At 74.9% G+C, this 19,665-nt stretch carries 14 protein-coding genes and 1 pseudogene; 5 read left to right on the top strand and 10 right to left on the bottom strand.

The window, feature by feature from the left end; genetic code table 11:
* Window positions 1-104: 104 nt before the first annotated feature.
* Window positions 105-914: an NAD-dependent epimerase/dehydratase family protein gene (locus tag AB5J54_RS10075; protein WP_369143573.1), complete on the bottom strand. Its 810-nt coding sequence runs from the start codon at window positions 912-914 to the stop codon at window positions 105-107.
* 215 nt (window positions 915-1,129) lie between these two features.
* Between AB5J54_RS10075 and AB5J54_RS10070 the strand changes: the two genes are divergently transcribed.
* The gene (locus AB5J54_RS10070) at window positions 1,130-2,062 is read left to right on the top strand and encodes a 5-dehydro-4-deoxyglucarate dehydratase (protein ID WP_369143572.1); all 933 of its coding nucleotides are present in this window, start codon (window positions 1,130-1,132) and stop codon (window positions 2,060-2,062) included.
* Between the two features lie 17 nt (window positions 2,063-2,079).
* Window positions 2,080-2,265: pseudogene (locus AB5J54_RS10065) on the top strand (hypothetical protein); the annotation flags it as partial.
* Here the strand turns inward: AB5J54_RS10065 and AB5J54_RS10060 are convergent.
* Window positions 2,262-2,969, bottom strand: a complete 708-nt coding sequence (locus tag AB5J54_RS10060; protein WP_369143571.1) for a GntR family transcriptional regulator — start codon at window positions 2,967-2,969, stop codon at window positions 2,262-2,264. The pseudogene AB5J54_RS10065 and the gene AB5J54_RS10060 overlap by 4 nt on opposite strands.
* A 198-nt stretch (window positions 2,970-3,167) precedes the next feature.
* On the opposite strand from AB5J54_RS10060, the gene AB5J54_RS10055 reads away from it, so the two are divergent.
* Window positions 3,168-4,409, top strand: coding sequence for an amidohydrolase (locus AB5J54_RS10055; RefSeq protein ID WP_369143570.1), 1,242 nt, complete (start codon window positions 3,168-3,170; stop codon window positions 4,407-4,409).
* A complete protein-coding gene (locus tag AB5J54_RS10050; protein ID WP_369143569.1) occupies window positions 4,406-5,872 on the top strand; it encodes an APC family permease in 1,467 nt (488 codons plus the stop codon). Before AB5J54_RS10055 ends, AB5J54_RS10050 begins: the two co-directional genes overlap by 4 nt.
* 43 nt (window positions 5,873-5,915) lie before the next feature.
* Here AB5J54_RS10050 and AB5J54_RS10045 read toward each other — a convergent pair whose 3' ends face one another.
* The 7 genes from AB5J54_RS10045 to AB5J54_RS10015 form a co-directional block, all read right to left on the bottom strand.
* Window positions 5,916-7,109, bottom strand: a complete 1,194-nt coding sequence (locus tag AB5J54_RS10045; RefSeq protein ID WP_369143568.1) for an amidohydrolase — start codon at window positions 7,107-7,109, stop codon at window positions 5,916-5,918.
* Window positions 7,110-7,224: 115 nt separating this feature from the next.
* A complete protein-coding gene (locus AB5J54_RS10040) occupies window positions 7,225-10,044 on the bottom strand; it encodes a SpoIIE family protein phosphatase (RefSeq protein WP_369143567.1) in 2,820 nt (939 codons plus the stop codon).
* On the bottom strand, window positions 10,041-12,107 hold the full coding sequence (locus AB5J54_RS10035) for a SpoIIE family protein phosphatase (protein WP_369143566.1): 2,067 nt from the start codon (window positions 12,105-12,107) through the stop codon (window positions 10,041-10,043). Before AB5J54_RS10035 ends, AB5J54_RS10040 begins: the two co-directional genes overlap by 4 nt.
* A 180-nt stretch (window positions 12,108-12,287) precedes the next feature.
* A complete protein-coding gene (locus tag AB5J54_RS10030) occupies window positions 12,288-13,472 on the bottom strand; it encodes an MFS transporter (RefSeq protein WP_369143565.1) in 1,185 nt (394 codons plus the stop codon).
* Between the two features lie 48 nt (window positions 13,473-13,520).
* A complete protein-coding gene (locus AB5J54_RS10025; protein WP_369143564.1) occupies window positions 13,521-15,494 on the bottom strand; it encodes a hypothetical protein in 1,974 nt (657 codons plus the stop codon).
* The gene (locus AB5J54_RS10020; protein ID WP_369149277.1) at window positions 15,491-15,874 is read right to left on the bottom strand and encodes a hypothetical protein; all 384 of its coding nucleotides are present in this window, start codon (window positions 15,872-15,874) and stop codon (window positions 15,491-15,493) included. The genes AB5J54_RS10025 and AB5J54_RS10020 overlap by 4 nt, the downstream gene beginning before the upstream one ends.
* 192 nt (window positions 15,875-16,066) lie before the next feature.
* Entirely contained in the window at window positions 16,067-17,515 is a 1,449-nt protein-coding gene (locus tag AB5J54_RS10015) for a peptidoglycan D,D-transpeptidase FtsI family protein (protein WP_369143563.1), read from the bottom strand.
* Between the two features lie 164 nt (window positions 17,516-17,679).
* Here AB5J54_RS10015 and AB5J54_RS10010 point away from each other — a divergent pair, with 164 nt between their 5' ends.
* On the top strand, window positions 17,680-18,735 hold the full coding sequence (locus AB5J54_RS10010; RefSeq protein ID WP_369143562.1) for a hypothetical protein: 1,056 nt from the start codon (window positions 17,680-17,682) through the stop codon (window positions 18,733-18,735).
* A 274-nt stretch (window positions 18,736-19,009) separates the two neighbouring features.
* Here AB5J54_RS10010 and AB5J54_RS10005 read toward each other — a convergent pair whose 3' ends face one another.
* Window positions 19,010-19,657 carry a response regulator gene (locus AB5J54_RS10005; RefSeq protein WP_369149276.1) on the bottom strand — a complete coding sequence of 216 codons (648 nt, stop codon included), beginning with the start codon at window positions 19,655-19,657 and terminating at the stop codon, window positions 19,010-19,012.
* Between the last annotated feature and the right edge of the window lie 8 nt (window positions 19,658-19,665).

Genomic DNA, 19,665 nt, shown 5'->3' with positions numbered 1-19,665 from the left:
GCACCGCGGCCCGGGCCCCGGCCGGCTCCCCCGTATCAGTCCGGCCGGGTCCTGCGTACCCCCCTGTACGGCGCCGCCGGAGCCCCCTGCCCGGTGCGGCCCGTTCAGTGCGGCCAGCGGGGCGGGTCCACGCAGAAGTGGCCGCCCAGGTAGAGATCGTCCGCGCTGCCCTCGGCCGGGAGGCCCTTCTCGGCGATCAGCTTCTCCGCGTACGCCTCCGAGTCGTCCTCCGGCGCGTAGCCGAGCGCCCGGGCCGTGGAGAGGTCCCAGCACGCGCGCGTGTTGGCTGAGGAGCCGTACACGAGGGTGTGGGCCACGTCCTCGGCGGTGAGGGCGGCGTGCAGGAGACGGGCGCAGTCGGCGGGGCTGAGCCAGATCGAGAGCATCCGTACCGAGGTGGGCTCCGGGAAGCAGGAGCCGATGCGGAGGGAGACCGTCTCGATCCCGTGCAGGTCCCAGTAGAGCTGGGCCAGGTCCTCGCCGAAGCACTTGGAGAGGCCGTAGAAGGTGTCGGGCCGGTGCGGGGTGTCGACCGGGATCGGCGGCTCGCCCTCGCGCGGGCGCCGGGTGAAGCCGACCGCGTGGTTGCTGGAGGCGAAGACCACGCGCCGGACGCCCTCCTCGCGGGCGGCCTCGTAGAGGTGGTGCGTGCCGGCGATGTTGGCGGCCATGATCTTGTCGAAGTCGGCCTCCAGGGAGATGCCCGCCAGGTGCATGATCGCGTCGACGCCCCGGACGGCATCGCGCAGCGCCGCGCGGTCCGCGAGGTCGGCGGTGATCGCGTCCGGGGCGCCGGGGACGGGGGCGACGTCGAGGAGACGGAGCTCGTGGCCGTACGGGGGCAGCAGCTCCCGCATCAGGGTGCCGACGCCCCCGGCGGCGCCGGTGAGCAGGACGGTGCGGGGTGCGGTCATGGAGCGGGTCTCCTCCGTCGAGTGGCAGTCACCTGAGTGGCATTCACATCCATGGACACGCTAGGGAGGCGCCCGACGGAGCGTCAAGAAGCTTGACGGACGCGCGCAATCGCCTTGACCGGCCGATCGCGGCTGCTCTAGCGTGCCTGAGGTCAGCGTTCATGTATATGGATGAAAGTCATAACTATGTACGACGGACTTCCCTGGGAGCGCTCGTGACCACTGCCCCGCTCGCCGGCCGCCTCGACGGCCTGCTGTTCTTCCCCGTCACCGCCTTCGCACCCGACGGCTCCGTCGACCTCGCCACCTTCCGCGCCCACGTCCGTGCCGGCGTCGACACGGGCGCGGCGGCCGTCTTCGCCTGCTGCGGCACCGGCGAGTTCCACGCCCTCACCCCCGAGGAGTTCCGGGACTGCGTCGCCGCCGCCGTCGAGGAGACCGCGGGCCGCGTCCCCGTCGTCGCCGGCACCGGCTACGGCACCGCCCTCGCCGTCCGGTACGCGCGCCTCGCCGAGGAGGCCGGCGCCGACGGGCTCCTCGCCATGCCCCCGTACCTCGTCGTCGCCGACCAGGCCGGGCTGCTCCGCCACTACACCGAACTCGCCGCCGCCACCTCGCTCGACGTCATCGTCTACCAGCGGGACAACGCCGTCCTCACCCCCGACACCGCCGTCGCCCTCGCCCGCACCGACGGCGTCATCGGTCTCAAGGACGGCCTCGGCGACCTCGGCCTGATGCAGCGGATCATCAGCGCCGTCCGCGCCGCAGGGCTCGACCTGCTCTACTTCAACGGCCTGCCGACCGCCGAACTCACCGGCGCCGCCTACCGGGGCATCGGCGTCACCCTCTACTCCTCCGCCGTCTTCTGCTTCGCCCCCGCCCTCGCCCTCGCCTACCACCGGGCCCTCGCCTCCGGCGACGACGCCACCGTCAACCTGCTGGTCGACGGCTTCTACCGGCCGCTCGTCGAACTCCGCGCCCAGGGCCGGGGATACGCCGTCTCGCTCGTCAAGGCGGCGGTACGCATGGAGGGCCTCGACGTCGGCCCGGTGCGGCCCCCGCTCAGCGAGCCCGCCCCCGAGCACCTCCACGCGCTCGCCCGGCTCGTCGAGCGCGGCCGCGCCCTGGTGAAGGAACTCGGCGCGTGAAGTCGGGCCACGCGAGCGCGGGGACCGTCCTCGCCGTCAACCTCCCGATCGTCACCGGCATGGGCGGCACGCCCGGGTCGCCGGCCCGGGACGCCGAGCGGGCCCGCGAGGCGGGCGCGACCGAACTCCGCCTCCACCACGCGGGCCTCGCCTCGGGCGAGGACCTGGCGGCCGTCCGGACGGCGCTGCGGAAGGCGGGCTAGGCGGGACCCCGGGGCGCGTCGGGCAGCGCCGCGAGCAGGCGCTGCGTCGAGGCGCGGGTGTCGGCCACGTGGGCGCGGGCCAGGGCCTCCGCGCCGTCCTCGTCGCGGTCGCGGACCGCCTCGTAGAGCCGCTCGTGCGCCCCGCACATCGGCTCGCCGTCCGCCTGCGCCGAGGTGAGCCGGAAGAGACGGCGCAGCCGGGAGTCGAGCGGGGTCATGAGGTCCACCAGGAGCGGGTTCCCGGAGAGCTCGACGATCCGGCGGTGGAAGTCGGCGTTGAGCGAGACGGCCTCGCGGAGCCGCCCGGACTCCGCCGCCTTCCGGCCCCGCGCCAGGAGCCGCTCCAGGTCCCGCAGCCGCTCGGGGCTCGCGTGCCGGGCGGCGAGCCGCGCGGCCAGGCCCTCCAGGTTCTCCCGGACGTCGAAGAGGTACTCGGCGTCCTCCGGGCCGAACTCCGCGACCACCGAGCCCCGACGCGGCTGCACCGAGAGGAAGCCCTCCGACTCCAGGCGCTGCATCGCCTCGCGCACCGGCACCCGGGAGACCCGCAACTCGTCGGCGATCTCCCGCTCCACGAGCCGCAGCCCCGCCGGGTACTCGCCCTCGATGATCCGCTCGCGCAGCTCCACGTACACCCGCTCCCGCAGGGACAGGTGGGTGTCCCCGATCGCGGTGCCGCGGCCGGTGGGGCGGGGGGTGGTCATCGGGTGGGCTCCAGTCGGGAGGCGCGGAGGCGGTGTTGCATCCCCGATCTTCGCAGACCGGTTCGGGAGGGTCCCGAAGTGAGGGGCCTCCAGGCATTGCCTGGTATTCGGTATACCAATTACCTTTGCGCCACACCGCGGTCACCAGGGGGATCCCGACGCGTGCCCCCGCGACTCGTACCTTGCGAAGGAGACACCATGAGCGAGGCCTCCGCCCCGCCCAGGCCCACCGCCCTCCTCGGGGCCACCCTCCCCGACGGCCGCACCGCCGACGTCCATCTCCGGGACGGCCGGGTGAGCGCCGTCGAGACGCACGTCCCCGGCCGCCCCACCCCGCCCGGCGCGCTCCACCTCGGCGGCGCCCTGCTGCTGCCCGCCCTCGTCGACGGCCACGCCCACCTCGACAAGACCCTCCTCGGCGCCCCCTGGCGCCCGCACCGGGCCACCGCGACCCTGCAGGAGCAGATCGCCGCCGAGCGGGAGTCCCGGCACACCGAGGAGGTGCCCGTCGCCGAACGGGCCGCCGCCCTCGCCCGCCGGATGGTCTCCCTCGGCACCGGACACGTCCGCTCCCACGTCGACGTCGACCCCGACACCGGCCTCGACCACCTGCACGCCCTCCTCGACGTCCGCGAGAAGTTCCGCGACCGGCTCGGCATCCAGCTCGTCGCCTTCCCGCAGTCCGGCGTCGTCACCGCGCCCGGCGTCGCCGAACTCCTCGACGCCGCCCTCGCCGACGGCGCCGACCTCGTCGGCGGCCTCGACCCCGTGGGCTTCGACGGCGACGCCGCCGGCCAGCTCGACACCGTCTTCGGACTCGCCGAGCGCCACGGCAAGGGCATCGACCTGCACCTCCACGACGGCGGCGAGACCGGCACCGCCCAGCTGCGGGACATCGCCGCCCGCACCGCCGCCCTCGGCCTCGGCGGCAAGGTCGCCGTCAGCCACGCCTACGCCCTCGGCGGCGTCGACGACACCGAACTCGACCGGACCGCCACCGCCCTCGCCGCCGCCGGCGTCGCGATCATGACCAACGGCCCGAGCGGCCCCGTACCGCCCGTCCTCCGGCTGCGCGAGCACGGCGTCCGGGTCTTCGCGGGCTCCGACAACATCCGCGACACCTGGTGGCCCTACGGCACCGCCGACATGCTCGAACGCGCCACGATCATCGGCCTCAGGACCGGGCTCATGACCGACCCCGAACTGTCCCTCGCCGCCTCCCTCGTCACCGGCGAGGCCGCCGCCGCCCTCGGCCTCACCGACTACGGCCTCGCCCCCGGCGCCCGCGCCGACCTCGTCGCCGTCGCCGCCGGTTCCGTCCCCGAGGCCGTCGCCGCCCACCCCCGCCGGCTCCTCGTGCTGCACGCCGGAAACATCGTCGGACCCTTCGCCGACGACACCTACCCCTCGCTCGTCCCGTCCGCCGGAGCGCCCGCATGACCACCGACACCACCCCTCGTACGTCCTCCGACAAGGCCGCGGCCGGTCGGCTCGCCGCCGGCCGGATCGGCACCTTCGACCTCGTCTTCTTCGTCGTGGCCGCCGCCGCGCCGCTCACCGTCCTCGCCGGCGTCGCCCCCTTCGCCATCGGCATCGGCGGCCCCGGAGCCCCGCTCGCCTACCTCGTCTCCGGCGTCCTGCTCGCCCTCTTCGCCGCCGGGTTCACCGCGATGAGCCTGCACGTCCGCAACGCCGGCGCCTTCTACGCCTACGTCGCCCGCGGCCTCGGCCGCACCCTCGGCGTCGGCACCGCCTACGTCGCCGTCGTCTCGTACAACCTCGTCACGCCCGGAGTCGCCGCCGCCTTCGGCTACTTCGCCGCCGGATCCGTCCGCGACGCCACCGGCGCCGACGTGCCCTGGTGGCTGCTGTCCGGGCTCTGCGTCCTCGCCGTCGGCGTGCTCGGCTGGCTGAAGGTCACGCTCAGCGCCAAGGTCCTCGGCGTCGCCCTGGTCCTGGAGGTCCTCTCGCTCGTCGTCATGGACGGCGGCATCCTCGGCGACCGCGGCACCGCCGCCCTCGACACCGCCTCCTTCGCCCCCTCCACCCTCGCCGCCGGCGGCGTCGCCGGCATGTTCGTCCTCGTCATCGGCGCCTTCACCGGCTTCGAGGCCACCGCGATCTTCGCCGAGGAAGTGCGCGAACCCCGCAGGACCGTGCCCCGGGCCACCTTCATCGCGATCGGCTTCCTCGCCGTCTTCTACTCCCTCGGCTGCTGGCTGATCATGGGCGCCTTCGGCACCGACAGGGCCGTCGAACTCGCCCGCGCCGCCGACGGACCCGAACTCACCTTCCGGGCCGCCGAGCTGTACGCGGGACCCTGGCTGGCGGACGCCATGCACGGGCTCGTCATCGTCAGCGCCTTCGCCGCCACGCTCGCCTTCCACAACGCCGGAGCCCGCTACCTGTACGCCCTCGGCCGCGAGGGCCTGCTGCCCCGCCGCCTCGGCACCGTCTCCGGGAAGCACGGCTCGCCCGGCGGCGCCGTCGTCGCCCAGACCGGCTTCAACCTGGCGATCGTCGGCGCCGGGGCGCTCCTCGCCGCCGACCCGTACGGCGAGGTCTTCCTCTGGACCAACAGCGTCGGCGTCCTCGGCATCATGGGCATGCAGGCCCTCGCCGCGCTCGCCGTCTGGGCCTACTTCCGGCGCGACCGGATGGGCCTCTCGGCCGCCCGGGTCGTCTGGGCGCCGCTGATCTCCTGCGCCGGACTCGCCCTGCTCACCGTCCTCGCCGTGGTCCACTTCGACCTGCTCACCGGCCGCACCGGCGCCGTGAACACGGCCCTCCTGGTGCCGCTGCCCGTGGTCCTGGCGGCCGGCCTCCTCGTGGCCCTCCGCATCCGGCGCCGGGACCCCGAGCGGTACGCCTCGCTCACGACGGTGGACGTGGAGCGGGACTGACCGCGGGTACGGGGCGGGGGACCGGCCCCCGCCCCCTGAGGCGTCACACCAGGCGGCCGTCCCGCGCCACCACCCGGCCCGCGCGGACCACCACGTCACGGCGGGGCAGGTCCACCACCGCCTGCGGCAGGCACTCGCCGTCGAGCAGCATGAAGTCGGCGGGGGAGCCCGGCCGCAGGTCCGCCTTCGGCAGGCCAAGGAGATCCGCGCCCCCGTCGGCGGCGAGCCGGAAGCAGCCCTCGAGCTCCTCGTCGAGCCGCGCGTCCAGGGCCCAGGCGGCGAGCCAGGCTCGGTGCAGCATGTCCGCGTCGCCGAACGGGCTCCAGCTGTCCCGGACCCCGTCCGAGCCCAGACCGACCTTCACCCCGCGCTCGGCGAGCCGCCGGAACGGCAGGATCGTCGTCACGGACAGCGCGACCGTGGTGAGCGCGATCCCCGCCTCCGCGAGCAGGTCCGCCGTCTCGTCGAGCTCCGCGCCCGAGAGGCCGGCGACGGCGAAGGCGTGCGCCACGCTCACCCGGCCCTGGAGCCCGAGGGCCCTGGTCCGGGCGGCGATGTCCCGCAGCGGCGCGAGGCCCTGCTCGCCCCGGTCGTGGAGGTGGACGTCCAGCCCGAGCCCGTACTTCTCGGCCAGCCCGAAGACCGTGCCGAGCTGGTCGCCCTCCCGGCCGCCCTCCGCGTCGAACCCGGCCGGGTCGATGCCGCCGATGTGGGTCACCAGCCCGCTCGCCGCGGCCTCCGCCAGGAGCTCGGCCACGCCCTGCGTCCGGACCACCCCGTGCTGCGGGAAGGCGACCAGCTCCACGTCGACGATCCCGGCGAGCTTCCGGGCCGCCTCGGCGACCCCCTCGATCCCGGAGAGCCCGTACGCCGGGGCCACGTCCGCGTGGGCCCGCATCGCCCGGGTGCCCTGCGCGGCGGCGTGCGACATGAGCCGCAGCGCCCGCTCGGCCACCGAGGCCGGCAGGGCGCGGGCCAGCTCCACGTCACCGGCGACGAACTCGGCGATGCCGTGCGCGGGGCGGCGGCTGTGCCAGGGCTCGCCCCAGGAGGTCTTGTCGGGGTGGATGTGCGCGTCCACCAGGGTGGGGAGGGCGAGGCGGCCGTGGCCGTCGATGCGCTCGACGGTGGCACCCTCCGGGACCTCCGCCACGAGCAGTCCGTCCACGGCGATCAGGTCCTGGGGCGGGGCGCCGAGGGGGCGGACGTCGTGGAAGAGGGTGGCGGTGCGGGTCACGGTGGGGCTCCTTGGGCGCGGGTACGGGGCCGGTGCGGTCCATTTGGTATACCACTTGCCCGTCGTGCTCGGAGCGTGCCGCCGTTGTGGTGCGGGTTCCAGGCGCGGGAGCGGCTCACCAGGCCAGGTCCTCCAGGGCGTCCAGGTCCGGTACGACCATCGTCGCCGTCGGTTCGTCGCCGTTCGTGCCCACGCGTAGTTCCGCCCAGATCGTCTTGCCGCGGCGGGCGTACCGCGTGCCCCAGCGTTCCGCGTACTGGGCGACCAGATAGAGCCCGCGTCCGCCCTCGTCCGTGGCCGCCGCGTGCCGCAGATGCGGCGAGGTGCTGCTGCCGTCCGAGACCTCGCAGATCAGCGTCCGGTCGTGGAGGAGCCGTACACGCACCGGATCCGCCCCGTACCGCACCGCGTTCGTGATCAGCTCGCTGAGGATCAGCTCCGCCGTGAACGCGAGCCCGTCGAGCCCCCACTCCGACAGCTTCGCCGCCGCCGCGTTCCGTACCGGCGACACCGCCGACGGATCCCGGGGCACCTCCCACTCGGCGATCCGGTTCCGGTCGAGCAGCCGGGTCTCCGCCACGAGGAGCGCGATGTCGTCGCGCGGCGTCGGCGAGAGCAGCGTCGCGAGCACGTCCGCGCAGGTCTGCTCCGGGCTCCGGTCCGGCCGGGCGAGCGTCGAGCGCAGCAGCCCGAGACCCGTGTCGATGTCCCGCCCGTGGTCCTCCAGGAGGCCGTCCGTGAACAGGACCAGCTTGCTGCCCTCCGGCAGCCACAGCTCCATCGACTCGAAGGGCACGTCTCCCAGGCCGAGCCCCAGCGGCAGCCCCGGCGACAGCTCCGGGAACCGGACCTGCCCGTCGGGAGCCACCAGCGCCGGACCGGGATGCCCCGCGCTCGCCACCTGGCAGAGACCGGACGCCGGGTCGTAGATCGCGTACAGACAGGTCGCGCCGGTGATGCCCTCGTCGCGCCGCCGCGCCTCGCCGGCCGCGCTCCCGGTGTCCCCGTTCTCGATCCGGCCCGTCAGTTCGTCGAGGTGGCCGAGCAGTTCGTCCGGCGGCACGTCCAGGGTCGAGAAGTTGTGCACCGCCGTCCGCAGCCGCCCCATGGTCGCCGCCGCGTGCAGTCCGTGCCCCACCACGTCCCCGACCACGAGCGCCACCCGCGCCCCCGGCAGCGGGATCACGTCGAACCAGTCGCCGCCGACCCCGGCCTTCGCCGGCAGGTAGCGGTACGCCACCTCCACCGCGCTCTGCTCCGGCAGCACCCGCGGCAGCAGGCTCTGCTGGAGCGTCACGGCCATCGCGTGCTCCCGGGTGAACCGGCGCGCGTTGTCGATCGCGACCGCGGCCCGCGCCGCCAGCTCCTCCGCGAACGACAGGTCCTCCTCCCCGAACGGCTCCGGGGTGTCCGCACGCCAGAAGTTCGCCATGCCGAGGACCACCCCGCGGGCCAGCAGCGGCACCGTCAGCAGCGAGTGCATCCCGTACGCGAGGGCCTGCGCCGCCCCCTCCGGATCCTGCGCCCGCCAGCCCTCCGCCGCTGCCAGCTCCGGCTCCACCACCGCGTGACCCGCGTTCAGGGCCTTCGCCATCGGGGTGCTGCGGACGTCGAAGTGGACCGTGTCCCCGACCGGCTGCAGGGGCTGGTCCGGCCGCAGCCCGCTCAGCGCCGTCCGCCGCATCTCCGTGGACGCGGCCGCGCCCTCCGGCGGCTCCTCCCCGCGCAGCACCGGTTCGAGCAGCTCCACCGTCGCGAAGTCCGCGAACCGGGGGACCGCCACCTCCGCCAGCTCCTCCGCCGTCCGTACGACCTCCAGCGTCGTCCCGATCCGCACCCCCGCCTCGTACAGCAGCTGGAGCCGGCCGCGCGCCACCGCAGCCCGGCCCGTCACCGCCGCCAGCTCGGTGGTGTCCCGCATCGTCATCACGCACCCGGACTCCGAGCCGTGCTGCAGGGTGGGCCGTACGCTCACCGCGAGGAGCCGGTCGCCCGCCCGGTGCACCTCGTCCGTCGCCGACCGCCCCGACTCCAGGAGCTCCACGGTCCGCGGATCGAGGCCGAGCTCCGAGACGTGCCGCCGCTCCGCCTCCGCCGTCAGACCGAGCAGCCGGCGCGCCTCGTCGTTGGCGAGCAGCAGCCGGTGGTCGGCGTCCATGATCAGGACCCCTTCCCGCACCGCGTGCAGCACCGCCTCGTGGTGCTCCTTCATCCGGGTCATCTCCGCCGGACCGAGCCCGTGGGTCTGCCGCCTCAGCCGCCGGCTCACCAGCGCCGCCCCGCCCACGGCCGCCGCGAGCGCGCCGCCCGCCACGCCGACCAGCAGCGGCAGGCGCCCCTGCACCGCGTGCGAGATGCTCTCCACCTCGATGCCGCTGCTGACCATCCCGACGAGCCGGCCCCCGTCGTCGTACACCGGGACCACCGCCCGTACGGCGTCGTTCGGCGCGCCGTGGAAGAGCTCCGTGAACGACTCGCCGTCCACCGTCGCCCGTGAGAGGTCCCCGGTCGCCTTCTGGCCGATCAGCCCCGGCTCCGAGTCGGTGTACCGCACCCCTGAGGGGCTCAGGACCGCGATGAAGTCCACGCCCGTGGCCCGCCGGGTCGCCTCCGCCCGGCCCTGGAGCTGCGCGGTCGGATCGGACGAGGCCAGGGCGTCGTCGACGCCGGGCGCGTGCGCGAAGGCCTCCGCGACCGCGAGCGAACGGATCCGGGCGTCCCGCTCGGTGTCGCTGCGGGCCTGGAAGAACGTCACGAACACGGCCGCCGCGATCACCAGGAGCGCGATCAGCGCCTCCAGGGCGAACACCTGCCCGGCGACGCTCTTCAGCCCCGTCCCCGTACGCCGGGCCTGCCCCTTGCCTTGGGCCTTGCCCTGCGCCTTGCCCTGAACCCGGGGCCGCCCCCGCCCCGTTCCCCGGTCGCGCGCCGTCATCCCGTGCTCCGGGCGATCAGGAGGGCCACGTCGTCCGGAGCGCCCGGCCGGCGCAGTGCCCGGAGGAGCCGGTCGCAGGTCTCCTCGAGCGGTCCGCGCTCCTCGTCGAGGAGGCGTACGAGCAGGGCGAGCCGCTCGTCGATCGAATCCGTGCGGGTCTCGATCAGACCGTCCGTGTACAGCACGAGCAGGTCCCCGGGCCGGAACGGCACCCGGGCCGTCCGGAAGACGCCGCCGCCGACCCCCAGCGGAACCCCCGTGGAGAGCCGCACCAGCTCGGCCGGACCGTCCGCCGGGACCCGGACGGGCGGCAGATGGCCGGCGTTCGCGATCCGGCACCGCTGCCGCACCGGGTCGTGCACGGCGAAGAGACACGTCGCGATGTAGTGCTCCAGACCCGCCGTGATCCGGTCCAGATGCCGCAGGACCTGCGCGGGGGACAGGTCGAGGTCCGCGAACGCGCAGGTCGCCGTCCGCAGCCGGCCCATCGTCGCCGCCGCGTCGATGCCGCTGCCCATGACGTCCCCGACGACCAGCGCCGTCTTGTCGTCGGGCAGCGCGATCACGTCGTACCAGTCGCCGCCGACCTCGCTCGACGCGTGCGCCGGCTGGTAGCGGGCGGCGATCTCCAGGCCCGCCCGCTGCGGCGGGGACCCCGGCAGCAGGCTGCGCTGGAGCGTCACCGCCGAGTTCCGCACGCTCTGGTACCAGCGGGCGTTGTCGATGCTGACGGCCGCGCGGGCCGCCAGCTCGCTCGCGAGCAGGACGTCGTCCCCGTCGAAGGGCAGCTCGTTGCGGTCCCGCTTGAGGTCGAGCGCGCCGAGCACCTCGCCGCGCGCGATCAGCGGCACCGCCAGGTACGAGTGCACCCCCGCGCGCGCGAGGAGCTCGGCGGCCTCCGGATTCCGGGCGATCCGAGACAGGTCGCCGGGCCCCACGTGCTCCACCAGGACCGGCAGACCGGTGTGCACGCACCGCGTGACCAGCCGGTCCGCCCCGTACATCGCGACCTCCCCCGGCGGATCCGCCGCCGGCAGTGCCTCCGTACGCCCCTCGGCCTTCACCGCCAGCGCCCGGAACAGCTCAGGACCCTCCTCCGGCGCTCCCGGCCTGCGCAGCGCGAGGACGGAGTCGAGGACGTCGACGGCGGCGATGTCCGCGAGCTCCGGCACCACCACCGAGGCCAGCTCGTCCGCCGTCCGCTCCACCTCCAGGGTGGTGCCCACCCGGGCCGAGGCGTCGGCGATGAGCGCGAGCCGCCGCCGGGACCGGTCGGCGTCCGCGTCCGCCCGGTGCCGCTCGGTCACGTCGATCACCGAGGCCGCGACGCCCTGGACACGGCCGTCCGCCCCCTCCAGGCGGTAGAAGGAGAGCGACCAGTTGTGCTCGTGCTCCGGGTCCGCCGGGGTCCGGCCCATCGCGGGATGGTCCAGGATGGGCGTCCCCGTGGCCAGCACCCCGCGCAGCGCCGCCTCCAGGGCCTCGGCGTCCACCTTCGGGAGCATGTCGGCGATCCGCCGGCCGATGTGCTCCGCCGCCGGGATGCCGTTGATCTTCTCCAGGGCCGGGTTCACCAGGACGTAGCGCAGCTCGGTGTCGAGTACGGCGAGGCCGATCGGAGACTGGGAGACCAGCCGGTCGGAGAGCGCGAGCTCGGTCTCGATCCGCTCGACGGCGGCGGCGTCGGCGGCGATCCCCAGGGCGTACAGGTCGCCCAGGTCGTCGGTGAGCCGCATGTTCCGGAACTCCACCCGTCGGACCGAACCGTCCTTGTGCCGTACGGGAAAGGTGCCCGCCCAGGTCGGGACGCCGCGCAGCACCTCGCCGAAGAGGCGCATCGCCTCCTCGCGGTGCTCCTCGCCGACGATCAGCCGGGCCACGTAACGGCCGAGGGCCTCGTCGGCGCGGAAACCGAAGAGCGTCTCCGCCTGGGGGCTCCACAGCACGATGCGGCCGCGGGCGTCCACGACGACGGCGGCGACGCCGAGCACGTCGAGGATTCCCTTGCCGTCCAGGGGCACGCCGACCCGCCCCGCGGTCCCCGGGAACGAACCGGCCGTCACACTGCCCTCCTCCCGCCGCGCCGCGCGCCTGTCTCCATGCTCCCCGCCCACCGGCCGCGCCGCACCGCGAACGTCGTGGGCGGTGCCCACCCCCGTGTGGGCAATCGTCCCGCTGGGGCGTGGGGGACCCCCACGCCCCTTGCGGAACGCCTGCCCACAACGGGCGGTGGGCGCCGGCCGTCAGGCGTCGTCCCCCACCAGCACCCCCGCACGCCGCGCCCCCGGCACCAAGGCCGTCGCCCAGGCAAGCCCCGCCACCGCGAGCAGCGGGAGCAGTACGCGCGTGTCGGTGACCGCGATCAGGCCCGCGCCCAGCGCGATGGACAGCGCGTTCGGCGCCATGACCAGGGTGTTCGCGGTGGCCGCGACCCGGCCGACCGCCTCCGCCGGGGCCTCCCGCTGGACCGCCGTCATGACGGCGACCAGGACCCACGGCATCCCCAGGCCGATCACCGCGCTCGCCGCCAGGGCCGTCGCCTCGTACGGCAGCGCTCCCCGTACCCCCATGGCGAGGGCGAACAGCGCGAGGCCGGCGGCGGCCAGGGTCCGCTCGGGGATCCGGCGGAGCAGCGGGCCGGTGACGAGGCCCGCGAGGACCGAGCCCACGCCCTGCACCGCGTACAGCACTCCCGCGTACGCGGGCGCGTGCCCGAGTCCCCGGTCCACCACGGCGTAGATCGCCGCCCCGTTCACCCCGGCGAGCAGCATCGTGAACGCCCCCGTCGCCACCAGCGGCCGCAGCACCTTCGAGGCCCGGAGCAGCCGGACGCCCTCGGCGGTCTCCCGCCACCAGTTCCGGGCCTCCGGCCGCTCGGGCCGCGCCTCCCGGACCGGCATGAGGGCGAACAGGACCGCGGCGACCGCGAAGCTCGCCGCGTCCAGGAGGGCGACGGGCCCGCCCCCGTACGCGGTGAAGAGGCCCGCCGCGACCAGCGGGGCGATCAGCTTCATCGACTCGTTCGCCGTCATCCGCAGCCCGTTGAACGTGCCGAGCCGCCCCTCGTCGACCACGGAAGCCACCAGGGCCTGCTCGGCCGCGTCATGGACGGAGCCCTGCGCCCCGTAGAGGACGAGGACCGCGAAGAGCAGCCACACCCGGTCCGCCGACTCCACCCACAGCAGGACGGGCAGCAGGACCGCCATCGCCAGATTCAGGACGACGAGCAGCGGCCTGCGCCGCACCCGGTCGGCGAGCGTGCCGAGCAGCGGCCCGAGGAGCACGGGCGCCCAGAGGGCGAAGGAGGCCAGGGCCGCCAGACTGTCGGAGCCGGTGAGGGACTTGACCCATATTCCGGAGACGAGCCACATCGCCGTCGTGCCGAATCCGGACACGACGACACCTGTCAGATACAAAGACCAACGCATGGCCGAAGGCTGTCGTCTGAGGCGGGCCGGCCGGATCGGTCAGTTGCCCTAGATCGTTTCCCCCGAGGCCGCGCGCAGTGCCCTATGCGCCGCCGCGCACAGCGCGTCGTCGTCCGGGACGGACCGCCAGCTGCCGTGCTCCACCGGCCGCTCGTCCGCGTCCAGGAAGGCACGGAGCGCGGGTACGGCGGGGGCGGCCGCCGGGCCGAGCTCGCCGAGCAGCCGGACCGTCTCCGTGACCGCCCGGGTGACGCCTCCGCCGGTGTACGGCTCGATCGCCGCCACCAGCGCCGGCACCACCTCGTCGGCCCGCCCCGTGATCCGCCACAGCGCCTCGCCGGCCCGCACCGGTACCCATCCCGTGGCCTGGGCGCGCAGCAGCTCCCGCAGCCGGTCCGCGTACGGGGCGCCCGCCGGGCCCAGTTCGCCGAGCACGATCGCCGCGTGGTCGTTCCCGTAGGGCTCGTCGAGCCGCGGCAGGTACAGCGCGAGGGCGGGTCCCCGGTCGCCGGTGAGCCTGCCGTACGCACGCGCCAGGGCGCGCGGCGCGAAGGGCTGCCCCTCGGGAGGGGCGTCGATCAGGGCCCGCAGCCGGTCCCGGTCCACGGCCGCGGCCGCTTCCGGGCCGATCGCGGCGAGGGCTTCGGCCGCCCACACGGCCGCGTCGGTCGCGAGCAGGGCGCACAGCTCGGGGACCGCGGGCGCGGCGGCCGGGCCCCAGGGTGTCAGGGACTGGCACAGCGCCCGCGCCTCGTCGACCGACCGGACGCCCCGCAGCCGGGCCCGCAGCGGCGGAAGCAGCGCGTGCGCGTGGGCGCCGAGCGGGCCGAGGGTCTCGCCGAGGCTCAGCTCGTGCGTCCACCAGCCCTCGGAGTGGATCGAGAAGTACGCGAAGCCCAGCCGTTCCCCGGCGAGGTGGCGGGCCAGCGGGGCGGCGCAGCGCGGGTCGCCGGTCCGGGAGAGCGCCCACAGGGCGTGGTCCTGCGCGGGCAGGTACGGCTCGCCCTCGTCGTCGGTCATGGCGGCCAACCGGTCCGCCCACGGCAGCGCCGCGGTCCCGCACATGCCGAGGACCCGGGCGGCGAAGAGCCGGTTGTCGGGCTCGGGGTCGTCGAGCAGTGCCGCCACGGCGGGCAGCAGCGGCGGGACGGCCGAGCGCCGGCGGCTCAGCTCCCCGGCCGCCGCCTCCAGGGCCTGGCGCCGGGTCGACGCGGCGGGGTTCCCGAGGAGCCGGGTGAGATGACCGAGCCGTTCCGCCGGGGTCCCGCCGAGCAGCTTCACCGCCCCGGTGACCCGGTACCCGCCGAGGTCGCCGCCCGCGAGCACCTCGCGCACCACGCGCGCGTGGTCCCCCTCGTGATCGGCGGCCCGCAGCGCGGCCACGGCCCGCAGTCGCTCCCCGGGGCCCGCGTCCGGGGCCGTCAGTCCGAGGAGCCGGGCGAGCGTGGCCTCCCGCTCCCGGTCCGCGTGGCCGGCCAGCACGCCGGCCGCGTCCACGAGCGCGTCCAGGACCCGCGGCACGGTTTCGTGGGCGTGCCGCGCCCACAGGGCGGGGAGGGCCTGGTCGGCCCGCCCGTGGGCCTCTTCGAGGGCGCTGACGGTCGCCGTCCGTACTTCCTGGTCGGGGTCGTGGAGCAGCGGCAGCAGGAAGGGGACCGCCGCGTCCCAGGCCTCGGCCCAGCCGGGCGCGATCCAGCGGGGCTCGACCCGGTTGCCCTCGGCGGCGACGCAGGCGACCAGGTCGACGAGGTCGATCCGTACCGTCGCCGCGACGGCCGGGTCCGTGGCGGCGCGGACGAGGAACGGGAGGGCGGCAACGGCGGCCGACTCGACGCAGCCGCCCTGGTGGTGCACGTTCATGAAGAGCGTGTCGGCCGCGTCGGCGGCCTCGTCCGGCCGGTACAGGGAGCGGAGCAGCCGCGGGACGTCCGCCGCGGGTCCGTACGCGTGCTGCAGGGAGGCCCAGTCGATGTCCTGGAGCCCGGCGAGCGGGTCGGGCCCGGTCGGGGGGCAGTCGCTCATGCCGGCACCGCCGCCCGCTTCTCGTACCGCAGCGCGAGCCCCGTCACCACCGCGCCGAGCCCCTCCCAGAGGCCCACGCCGATGAAGCCGGCCGGGGCGCGGCCGCTGACGACCGCGAGGGTGAAGACGGCGCAGGTGAGCAGCCGGAACGGGACCGTCCAGCGGAAGAAGGGCTTCCAGTCGGCGAGGGCGGCCAGGACGTAGTAGACGCCCATGTTGAGCGCCGCCATCGACGAGGCCGTCAGGAAGACCAGGGTGTGGTCCCCGTCCGCGCGCCCGCCCGCGGGGACCGGCTCGAAGCCCATGACGGTGAGCAGGGCGTCCGGGGCGACCAGGCCCACCACCCCCAGGGCGGCGGCGAGCACGCCGAAGACCGCCATGGTCCAGCCGGACAGGGAACGGGGCAGACGCACGACGGTCCTCCGAGGGACGGGAGCGGGGCACGCCCCACGATGCGAACGCGGGACGGACCCAGGGGCACGCCCCACGATTCGAATGTGTACTCGGATCATGGGGTGTGCCCCTGCATATCCTGTGACGGGGCCCGACGGCCAATCGGTCCCCGCCCCCTGTCACTTCAGCGCCGCCTCCATCATCTTCTGCGCCACCGGGGCCGCCAGGCCGTTGCCGCTGACCTCGGAGCGGGCCGCGCCCGAGTCCTCGATCATCACCGCGACGGCGACCTGCTTCCCGGTCGAGGCGTCCTTCGCGTAGGAGGTGAACCAGGCGTACGGCGTCTTGCTGTTGTTCTCGCCGTGCTGCGCGGTGCCGGTCTTGCCGCCGACCTCGGCGCCGCCCACGGCCGCGTTGGTGCCGGTGCCCTTCTCCACCACGGTCACCATCGCGCTGCGCAGCTGCTCGGCGGTCGAGGAGGAGACGATCCGCTCGGTGTCCCCGTCCTTGTACGAGTTCAGCGCGTCGCCGTCGGAGTCGACGACCTGCGAGACCATGTGCGGGGCGGCGAGCAGACCGTCGTTGGCAATCGCGGCCGACACCATCGCCATCTGCAGCGGGGTGGCCGTCACGTCGAACTGGCCGATGCCGGTCAGGGCCGTCTGCGCCTTGTCCATGCCGGAGGGGTACACGCTCGCGTAGGCGCGGACCGGGACGTCCAGCTCGGCGTCGTTGAAGCCGAACCTCTCCGCCATCGCCCTCACCTTGTCCTGCCCCAGGTCGGCGGCCATCTTGGCGAAGACGTTGTTGCAGGAGTACTGGAGCGCGGTGCGGATCGTGGCGTTCTCGCAGGGCGCGGAGGCGTTCTCGTTCTTCAGCACGGTCCGGGTGCCCGGCAGGGTGTACGGGTCGGGGCTCTTCGTCGCCGTGTCCACGGAGCCGTACAGACCGTCCTCCAGGGCGGCGGCCGCGACGACCAGCTTGAAGGTGGAGCCGGGCGGGAGCGGCTGCCGCAGCGCGCGGTTCACCAGCGGCTTGTCCCCGTCGGTGGTCAGCCGCTTCCAGGCGTCGCCGTCGTTCGTCCCGGCGATCCTCGACGGGTCGTAGGACGGGGTGGAGACCATGGCGAGGATCCGGCCGGTCGCCGGGTCGATCGCGACTGCCGCGCCCTTCTTGCCGCCGAGCGCCCGGTAGGCCGCCTTCTGCACGGCCGGGTCGATCGTGGTGACGACCGTGCCCGGCTCCTGCTGCTTGCGGGTGACGGCGTCCAGGGGGTTCTTCAGCCGGTCGTCGGTGCCGTCGAGGACATGGGAGTAGATGCCCTCCAGCTGGGTCGCGCCGTACGCCTGCGAGCTGTAGCCGGTGACCGCCGCGTACAGCTCGCCGTCCGTGTAGGTGCGCTTGTACGCGAGATCCGAGCCCTCCGTCCTCTTCGAGCCGGTGACCGGGGAGCCGGCCACGACGATGTTCCCGAGCGGCTGCGCGTACTGCGCGATGGTCTTCCGCCGGTTCTTCGAGTCGTCCGCGAGCGCCTTGCCTTCGTACGCCTGCACCCAGGTGGCCCGTCCGAGAAGGGCGAGCACCAGGATCAGGACGAAGACCGACGTGTTCCTGATCGTCTTGTTCATCGCACTTCTGGGGACGAGCGGGCCGGTACCGGGCGTTCCGGATGTGGCCGGTTTCTCAGCGAACCTTCATGTCGGAGGCCTGTGCGACGATCATGCGGAGGGGCCGGAGCGGTGCAGGGGGAGGGGTCGGCGTGACTACGGGTGGGGACAGGGACGGTTCGTCCGTGCCGGACGAGGTGTGGGAGGAGTTCCTCCGGACCTCCGCGGAGGGCGCGGGGGACGCGCCGAAGGAGCCGTCCGCGCGGGCGCGTGAGGTCGCGGGCCGGCTGCGGGACCGGCCGACGGAGCCGACGCCCTGGCGCGCGCACCCGACCGCCGGGCGGCCCCGGCGGAGGAAGGGCTGGTACGTGGCGGGGCTCGTGGCCTCCCTCGTGCTGCTCGTCGTGGCCGTCGACCCGGGCGGCTTCGTCGGCTGGTCCGGCGACGGGGACACGTCCGGGAAGCCCCTCGCGCAGGAGTCGGAGCGGCCGGACCAGGCACCTCCCGCCGAACCGGGCGGGCGGCCCACCCTCGACGAACCCTTCCGGGGCTCCCCGGCGGCACGCTGGGCGAACGGCACGGCCGGCATCACCGTGCCCACGGCCGAGGCGACCGGCTGGATGTCGAAGGCCGAGGTGGGGCGGGCGCTCGCACGGACCCGCGACTTCCTCGCCGCGTCCAACCTGGACCCGGCGGTGCTGCGCGGCACCCGGCCCGAGAGGGCCATCGCCCTGATGAACCCGCACCAGAAGGACGTCACGACCTACGTGACAACCTCGCTGCGCACCCCGGGCAAGGACCACGACCCGCTGCTGCTCTTCAGCCGCTTCGACCCGGCGCAGGCGCGCCCGGCCGGGGACGTGGTGAAGACCCGCGGCCGGCTGAGCTTCCGGGAGGGGAGGCTCGGGGCCCTGGAGGTGACCGCCGACGTCACGTACGTGTACCCGGTCGCGCCGGCCGGCGGCGGCGACGAGGTCGTGCGGGTGATCGTGCGGCGGGAGACCGTGGTGAGCTGGGACGACCCGTCGAAGGTGATCACCGAGAAGGGGACCTTCAGCCTGCTGTCGTACAAGACCGACATGACGAACGGCGGCTGCGACAACGTCACCGGGTATTTCCGGCCGGAGTTCGGCGGGGGAGGCGCGGCGGCCGGCACGGACGGCGGGACGGTCGACCCGTACGACCGGACGGGCCCGATCACGGCCGGCGACGGCGGCTGCGCGACGGCGACGCGCTCCTGAGGCAGCGGGATGCGGGCCCACCGCCGTGTGGGCAATCGTCCCGCTGGGGCGGGACGGGTGGGCACACGGGACGGCGCCCTCTCGCGGCGCCCCCGCGTTCCGAGCCTGGACCCGCACCCGGATGCGCGGCGCACGCGTGGTGCGGCTCAGGGCGCGGAAACCTCTGGCGCCGGCAGGGGCGCCGTTCGTTGTGCCCACCCGTTCCGCCCCGGCGGAACGCATGCCCACAACGGGGTGGGCGCCGTCCGGCGAGACGCCTGTCCACCGGGGCCCCTCAGCGCGCGCCCGCGAAGCCCGACTCGTACGCCAGGATCACCGCCTGGGTGCGGTCCCGGGCGCCCAGTTTCGACAGGACCGCCGCCACGTGCGTCTTGACCGTCGCGGGGCCGACGCCCATCCGCTCGGCGATCTCGGCGTTCGTGAGGCCCGTCGTCACCAGGCGGAGCACCTCCGCCTCCCGTTCGGTGAGCCGTGCCGCCCACGGCGCCGCCGCCGGCGGCCGGCGGCGGGCGTGCTCGGCGGCCAGGCCCCGTACCGCCGCCGGGTAGAGCAGCGAGTCGCTCCGCGCGACGAGCCGTACCGCGCTGACCAGCTCGTCGGCCGCGGCCCGCTTCAGCAGGAAGCCGGCCGCGCCCACACGCAGCGCGTCGTACACGTACGAGTCGTTCTCGAAGGTCGTCACGACCACGATCCGCGGCGGCTCCGCCATCCCGGCGAGGATCTGCTCGGTGGCCCGGATGCCGTCGATCTCCGGCATCCGCACGTCCATGAGGACGACGTCCGGCCGCTCCGCCCGCACCACCGACACCGCCTCGGCGCCCGTGGACGCCTCGCCGACGACCTCGATGCCGGGCTCCGCGTCCAGGATGACCCGCAGGGCCGTCCGGACCATCCGCTCGTCGTCGGCGAGGACGACCCTGATCGCGGCGG

This window comes from Streptomyces sp. R44 (genome assembly GCF_041053105.1).
Lineage (GTDB): Bacteria > Actinomycetota > Actinomycetes > Streptomycetales > Streptomycetaceae > Streptomyces.
The sequence above is the reverse complement of the archived record's forward strand: the minus strand, read 5'-3'. Positions and strand labels throughout refer to the sequence as shown.